We start from the raw sequence: 6,760 nt of genomic DNA on the forward strand, positions 1-6,760 counted from the left end.
AGGTTGAGCTGCAGGTCCTTGTAGTCGTTGTAGAAGGCGGCGCCGTTCAGCTGGAAGCGGCGGCCGATGGACTTCTTCAGGCCCAGTTCGAAGGCGTCCACCTGCTCCTGGTCGGCCTGCGGATCGGGCGCGAGCGTGCCCAGCAGGAAGCCGCCCGACTTATAGCCGCGGCTGTATTTGGCGTAGACCAGGGTGTCGGTGTCGGGCGTCCAGTCGAGGTTCAGCACGCCGGTAACGGCGTCCCAGCTGTCCTTCAGCGCGCGGAAATTCTGCACGCCGGGGGTGCCGGGATCCATGTCGCTCGACACGTCGAAGGCGAAGCCGCCGCCCGCGATGCCCGGCGACTGGATGATCAGACGCTGGAACTCGGTCCCGCTCTTCTTGTCCTTCGTGTAGCGGAGGCCGGCGGTCAGGGCGAACTGCTCGCTGAACTCATAGGTCGCCTGGCCGAACACGGCGTAGGCCTTGGACTCCAGCGTCGCCTGGTTGTCGACGTAGTTGCGCAGCGGGTTCGGCGCGGCCGCCGTGCCCGCGAGCGTCATCGGTGTGGACAGCGAGGCCTGGTTCGGGTTCCCCAGCTGGATCCGCTGACGGTACTCTTCCTCGTACTGGTAGACGCCGAGGATCCAGCGCAGCGGGCCGTCGCCGTTCGAGGTCAGGTTGATCTCGTTCGAGTAGTAGCGCTTGTGCTCGTTGAAGTCGGTCGTCTGGGTCGGGAAGTAGAGCTGGCCCGCCAGAATGCCGGCGATGCCCGCCGTGCGGCTGGTGCCGTCGCCGTCGCCGCCGGTCTGGTAGTTATACTGCTGGAAGCCGCCGATGTACTTCAGGTCGGCGAAGCCCAGGTCGTAGGTCACCGTCGCGGTCAGCACGTGGTTGCCGCGCAGCTGGCCATAGCCATTGGTGTTGGTGTTCTGCACGTAGGCGTCGGTCACGCCCGGGTTCGGTGTGGCGTAGCCGAAGGCGGGGTTGACCTGCAGCGAGCCGATCAGGCCGAACACGCGGGTGGTGTCATAGGGCGTGACAAGGTTGGCGAGGCGATCGCCGACGCCCAGCGTGTCGTCCCAGCTCGAGCGGTTGTAGCGGACGAAGATGTCCAGCTGCTCGGTGGGCTCGGCCTCGACCTGGAATTCGAAGTAGGTGCGCTTGATCTTCGCGCCTTCGTTGGCGCCGCCGATGTTCTTGATGAAACCGTCGCGCTGGTGGTCCTGGCTGCCCCCGACCTTGAAGCGCAGGTTGTCGGCCACGGGCAGGGAGACCACGCCCTCGATCCTGGTGCGGTCGTAGTTGCCGTAGCCCGCGCGGATCTCGCCGCCGAACTCCTTCGAGGGCCGCTTGGAGACCTGGTTGATCGCGCCGCCAATGGCGTTGCGGCCGTACAGGGTGCCCTGGGGCCCGCGCAGGATCTCGGTGCGCTCGATGAACAGCGGGGTCTTGAACAGCTCGGACGACGAGGCCGAGTAGAAGCCGTCCGAGTAGGACGCCACGCCCGGGTCGTTGCCGATGTAGAAGGTGTTGCGCCCGGCGCCGCGCAGGCTGACCCGGTCGGTGCCTGAGTAGTTCATGCCGGGTGTGAAGTTCACGAAGTCCTGGATGCCGGTGATGCCCGCGACGTCGCGGCGCTCCGACGTGAAGGCCGACACGGCCACCGGCACGTCCTGCAGCGACTGCTCGCGCTTCTCGGCGGTGATGACCAGTTCCTCGACCATCGAGGTGTCGTCGTCGGCCGCCTGGGCCAGCGCCGGCTGGGCGACGGCGGAGAGCGCGGCGGCGGAGACGCCGGCGATAAGGAACGCCCGCACGGGCGCGGTTCTGCGAGACATGAAAGTCCTCCCGAGGGCGCGTGCGGGATCGCCGCCGGCCTCGTCATTTGCCTAGTTTTCGGAGCGGACGCGGGGAGGCGTCCGGGGCGCGGACCCTCAAGCTGAGGCGCGGCCGCCGTCAACTCACCAGCGATAACTTATGGCGTTCAGATCACCGGTTTTTTCATACTGTGGCGAAAAGACCGCATTTTCGAAATGGCGGGTTAAGATCGAACGCCGGTCCTTGAATACGTTGTACCATAAGGCATGGCGTAACGGTGAGACGTGAGTCCGGCGCGTACCGGTATGTCAAAAATCGCCATTGGCTGCGAAAGGGCCGCTTGAGCGGCACGCCGCGGAGCGGCGCCAGCATGCCGGCTGGGCCGTCAGGGCGCATAGGCCCGCAGGAAGGCCTCGACGCGTCTTCGAGCGCCGCGGCGAACGGGCCGCAGCCGAAGCGGAGCTCGCCGCGCTCGACGAGGCTATCGGTTTCGTGCGCAACGCCATGGCCGCCTTGCTCGGCCAGGGCCCGGACCGCGGCCTTGCCGTCGCGCGTCCGGCCCCGGGGGGCGATCCAGGCCTTCGGCCTGCCCGACAATCTGCAGGCCGGCCTGGTCGGCCGGCAGCCCGACGTCGCCGCCGCCCGGCTGACCGCCGAGGCCGCCGGCAAGCGGATCAAGGCTGCCAAGGCGGACTTCTATCCGACGTGAACCTGACCGCCTTCATCGGCGTCCAGTCGCTCGGCCTCGACATGCTGATGAAGTCGGGCTCGACGGTGGGCAGCGTCGGCCCGGCCGTCAGCCTGCCGCTCGGCCGCACGATCATCCGTCACGAATGGAGACGCGTGAAGCGGGGTGTCTGAGTGCAGGGCGGCGGCGAAAAAGGGCCGGCGGATCGCTCCGCCGGCCCTGAAGACGTCCCTGGGAAGGGGTTGCTACCAGCGCTTGGTGATCGAGACGCCGTAGGTGCGCGGCTCGGTGTAGAAGACGTTCCGGAACAGGCCGGAGCTGTCGTCCGTCAGGTAGAAGTCGGTGATGGCCTTCTCGTTGGTGGCGTTCTTGATGAAGCCGCCCACTTCGACGCCGAGGTCGGCGTTCACCACGGTGAAGGTCAGGTTGACGTTGTCCCAGGCTTTGATGCGGTCGGCGGTGGAGTTGTAGATCCGCGCATACGTGCTGGTCTGGTGGTAGTAGTCGCCGCGCAGCGTGGCGTCCCAATCCCCGACGGTCCAGGTGTACTGGGCCCCCAGCGAAATCGTCCATTGCGGCGCGTTGGGCAGCTCGTTGCCGGATAGGTCCACCGGCACGCCTTCGCTGACCAGACCGAGGAAGGCGTTGGTTCCCGCCGCGATGGCGCCGGTCCCGGCGATGTTGGTCCCCGCCCCGTCGGTCGACGTGAGCCCGCAGAGCCCGCTCGGGAAGAGCAGGGCGAAGGGGTTGTTGATGCCGTTCGACACGGCCAACGCCTGTTGCGCGTTGGCGACCGTGACCACGCAGTTCGACGCGCTGCCGGACTTCACCAAGATCAGGTTCGGGTTGCCCTGGGTCCGGTTGAAGGTGTCGACCAGCGAGGCGTTCTTGATCTTGGTCTCGAGGTAGCCGATCGCGGCGTTCAGGCGCAGGCCTTCCACCGGCTGCCAGATCGACTCGAGCTCGGCGCCGTAGACCTCGGCGTCGATGTTGTCGTTGGTCGAGGCCCGGTTGATGATCCGGGAGATCTGGTAGTCCTTGTAGTCGTAGTAGAAGCCCGTGACGTTGAGCTGCATCGTGCCGTCGAGCAGCGTGTTCTTCATCCCGATCTCGTAGGAGTCGATGAGCTCGGGCTTGAAGGTCAGCGACGTCGGCACCACCCCGATGCCGGGGCTGGGGGGCGAGTTGAGGCCGCCCGCCTTATAGCCGCGCGAATAGAAGGCGTAGATCAGGCTCTCGTTGGTGAATCCGAGGTCGGGCTTCCAGTCGAAACCGAAGCGGCCCGTGGGCTTCTTGAACTTGACCCTCAGGATGGCGTCCTGCCCCGGCAGCGGCGAGCCGATGCCCGAGCCCGGCGTGCCCAGCACGACCGAGTGGTTCTCGAGCTCCTTCTTGTCGACCGTGTAGCGCAGGCCGAGCGTCCATTTGAAGTTGTCGGACATCTGCCAGTACAGCTCGCCGAACGCGGCGTAGCTGGTGAGGTCGTAGGGGCCGTAGGCGTCATAGTAGTTGTGGCCCGAGCGGTTCGGATCCGCGTTGGGATCGATCGCCACGCAGGCGGGCCCGCTGGTGCAGTTGGGGTTGCCCGTGTTGAGCAGGTTGTTGATCTGGTAGAAGCCGGTCCCCGTGTTGAACATCACATAGTAGTCGCCGGTCGCCTGGTAGCGCGAGAAGATGGCGCCGACGTTGTAGTTGAAGGGGCCGTCGAAGTCGGACTGGAGCCGGACCTCGTGGCTCCATTGCTCGGTGTAGCCCGATGAGATGTCGCTGGTGGTGAACCGGTTGAACGCGCCGTTCTGCGGATCGTTGACCACGCCGTTGGGGAACAGCAGGCCATAGACCGCTGCATAGCCGCCGGGAATCGGCGCGCCGGCAAACGCGTTCACCGGGTTCGGCGTCGCGTTGAACGGCACGCTGGGGACGTAGCGGTTGTAGTCCTGGCGCGTCGTCAGCTTGTAGAAGGTGTAGGCCGACAGCCAGTTCAGCGTGACGTTCTCGGTGACGTCGAACTGGGCGTTGAACTCGTAGATGTCGGTCTTGGACTTGTAGATCGGGTCGAAGGTCGACTCGATGTCGCGGATGCCCGGCGTCTGGATCTTGCCGGCGTAGGCGTCGCCGGTCTGGAAGCCGCCGAGGGCGCCGAACAGGCCGCCGAGGGTGGCCTGGGAGTTCACGGTCCCGAGCACATCCGGCGAGTAGAGCGAGGTCGCCTGGCAGCCCTGGCTGAAGAAGCCGCGCTGGATCTGGCCGATGAGGCCGCCGGCCGCGGTGGAGTAGCCGAGACCACCGACGTTGGCCGGGCCGGTGTCCTTGGTGCAGAACTGCTTGCCGATCCGCGAGCGGTTGTCGTCTTCCTCGAAGTGATCCCACATCACCCACGCGCGGAACTTGTCGCTCGGGTTGAAGGCGAGGGTGGCGCGGACGCCGTAGAGGTCGCGGTCGTCGGCGTCGTTGCCGGTGACCAGATTCTCCCCGAAGCCGTCGCGCTTCAGGTACGAGCCCGCGACGCGCAGGGCCGCCATCTCGCCGAGCGGGAGATTGATCATCCCCCGCGCCTTCATGGTGTTGTAGTTGCCGTACTCAGCGCGGATGTTGCCCTCGAACTGGTCGGTGGGCTTGGCGGTGAGCAGGTTGACCACGCCGCCTGTGGCGTTCCGGCCGTAGAGGGTGCCCTGCGGACCGCGCAGAACTTCGACGCGCTCGACGTCGTAGAACTCGGTCTCGAACAGGTTGTTGGCGATCAGCGGGGCGTTGTTCAGGTGGATGCCGGTGCCGGCGTCGCCCGAGGCCGCGACCAGCTTCGAGCCGATGCCGCGGATCTGGAAGTTGTAGCCGGTGAAGTTCCCCTTGGAGAAGTTCACGTTCGGCACGGCCAGCACCAGGTTCGGGCCGCCGTCGATCTTGGATTTCTCGAGCGCGTTCTGGTCGAACGCCGAGACGGCGATCGGCACGTCCTGGAGGGCTTCCTCCTTCTTCTGGGCGGTGACGACCAGTTCCTCGATGACGGTCGAGCCCGTCGTCTGCGCCCAAGCGGGCGCCGCGAAGGCGGTGAGCGCTGCGGCGGACACGCCAACAGCCAGCATGCCCCGTAGGGCGCGGGTATCCGACATTCTGTTCCTCCCAGGGCGGCCGGGCTCTTTTTCTGGCCTTTGGTCGCCGTCACGCCGCTAAGCGTTAGCCGGCGGGGAGGCGGCGTGGCCCCCCGTTCAGCGTCGGCGAAGCTCGACCTGCTGCGACAAACTGTCAACCAATCCGAGACAGCGTAAGGGATTGCGGGCTCTACTGTGGCGCCCGCGACAACGAAGTTTCCCCAAGGGACAACCTGCAAACTTCCCTCGCGGGCGCCGCTGGCCCATATGGGGCCGATGATAGATCAGGCCCTCGTGCTCTTCTCCGGCGGCCAGGATTCCACAGCCTGTTTGGCTTGGGCGCTCGCGCGCTACGCGCGGGTAGAGACGGTCGGATTCGACTATGGCCAGCGGCATGGCGTGGAGCTCGAGGCCCGCCAGGCCGTGCGCGCCCGCATCTTGCGCGAGTTCCCCCAGTGGGCCGACCGGCTGGGCGAAGACCACATGCTCGACATCAAGAGCTTCGGCGCCCTGGCCGAGACCGCCATGACCGCCGAGCGGGCGATCGAGATCACCGAGAAGGGGCTGCCGTCGACCTATGTGCCGGGCCGCAACCTGGTGTTCCTGACCTATGCGGCCGCTTTTGCCGACCGCCGCAAGCTGAACGTGCTGGTGGGCGGCATGTGCGAGACCGACTTCTCGGGCTATCCCGACTGCCGGCGCGACACCATCGACGCCATGGAGACGGCCCTCAACCTTGGGATGGAGCAGGACTTCCGCATCGAAACGCCGCTGATGCGGCTGACGAAGGCTGAGACCTGGGCGCTGGCCAAGGGCCTGGGCGACGAGCAGCTGGTGGCGATTACCATCGAGGAGAGCCACACCTGCTACCTCGGGGAGCGGGGGACGCTGCACGCCTGGGGCCACGGCTGTGGGACGTGTCCGGCGTGCGAGCTGCGCCAGCGGGGGTACGAGGCGTGGGACGCCGAGGGCCGTCCGGAGCTCGCGCCATGAGCTACGCGGTCAAGGAGATCTTCCTCACGCTGCAGGGCGAGGGCGGCCAGGCCGGGCGGCCGGCCGTGTTCTGCCGGTTCGCCGGCTGCAACCTGTGGAGCGGGCTGGAGCGCGACCGCGAGAAGGCGGTCTGCACCTTCTGCGACACCGACTTCGTGGGCATGGACGGCCCGGGCGGCGGCCGCTTCGC

5 protein-coding genes and 1 pseudogene are annotated in these 6,760 nt (G+C 66.7%); 4 read left to right on the forward strand and 2 right to left on the reverse strand.

Features of this window, described 5'->3' with window-relative positions; genetic code table 11:
* The coding region (locus VGD44_RS25945) for a TonB-dependent receptor (RefSeq protein WP_331091608.1) at window positions 1–1,820 on the reverse strand (1,820 nt) is incomplete at its 3' end.
* A gap of 521 nt (window positions 1,821–2,341) precedes the next feature.
* Between VGD44_RS25945 and VGD44_RS25950 the strand changes: the two genes are divergently transcribed.
* Window positions 2,342–2,509 carry a hypothetical protein gene (locus VGD44_RS25950; RefSeq protein ID WP_331091610.1) on the forward strand — a complete coding sequence of 56 codons (168 nt, stop codon included), beginning with the start codon at window positions 2,342–2,344 and terminating at the stop codon, window positions 2,507–2,509.
* Window positions 2,506–2,661 (forward strand): hypothetical protein, encoded by a 156-nt coding sequence (locus VGD44_RS25955; protein ID WP_331091612.1) that lies wholly within the window; start codon window positions 2,506–2,508, stop codon window positions 2,659–2,661. Before VGD44_RS25950 ends, VGD44_RS25955 begins: the two co-directional genes overlap by 4 nt.
* Window positions 2,662–2,733: 72 nt before the next feature.
* Here VGD44_RS25955 and VGD44_RS25960 read toward each other — a convergent pair whose 3' ends face one another.
* The gene (locus tag VGD44_RS25960; protein ID WP_331091614.1) at window positions 2,734–5,598 is read right to left on the reverse strand and encodes a TonB-dependent receptor; all 2,865 of its coding nucleotides are present in this window, start codon (window positions 5,596–5,598) and stop codon (window positions 2,734–2,736) included.
* A 246-nt stretch (window positions 5,599–5,844) separates the two neighbouring features.
* Between VGD44_RS25960 and queC the strand changes: the two genes are divergently transcribed.
* Together queC and VGD44_RS25970 are read left to right on the forward strand one after the other, a co-directional pair.
* Window positions 5,845–6,570 carry a 7-cyano-7-deazaguanine synthase QueC gene (queC, locus tag VGD44_RS25965; protein ID WP_331091616.1) on the forward strand — a complete coding sequence of 242 codons (726 nt, stop codon included), beginning with the start codon at window positions 5,845–5,847 and terminating at the stop codon, window positions 6,568–6,570.
* Window positions 6,567–6,760 (forward strand): annotated as a pseudogene (locus VGD44_RS25970) (7-carboxy-7-deazaguanine synthase); the annotation flags it as partial. The gene queC and the pseudogene VGD44_RS25970, both read left to right, overlap by 4 nt.

The organism is Phenylobacterium sp. (assembly GCF_036402295.1).
Classification (GTDB): Bacteria; Pseudomonadota; Alphaproteobacteria; order Caulobacterales; family Caulobacteraceae; genus Phenylobacterium.

Bases quoted from the DNA above. Each gene is read 5' to 3' on its own strand.
- VGD44_RS25960 (WP_331091614.1), bottom strand. From the start codon at position 5,598: ATGTCGGATACCCGCGCCCTACGGGGCATGCTGGCTGTTGGCGTGTCC.
- queC (WP_331091616.1), top strand. From the start codon at position 5,845: ATGGGGCCGATGATAGATCAGGCCCTCGTGCTCTTCTCCGGCGGCCAG.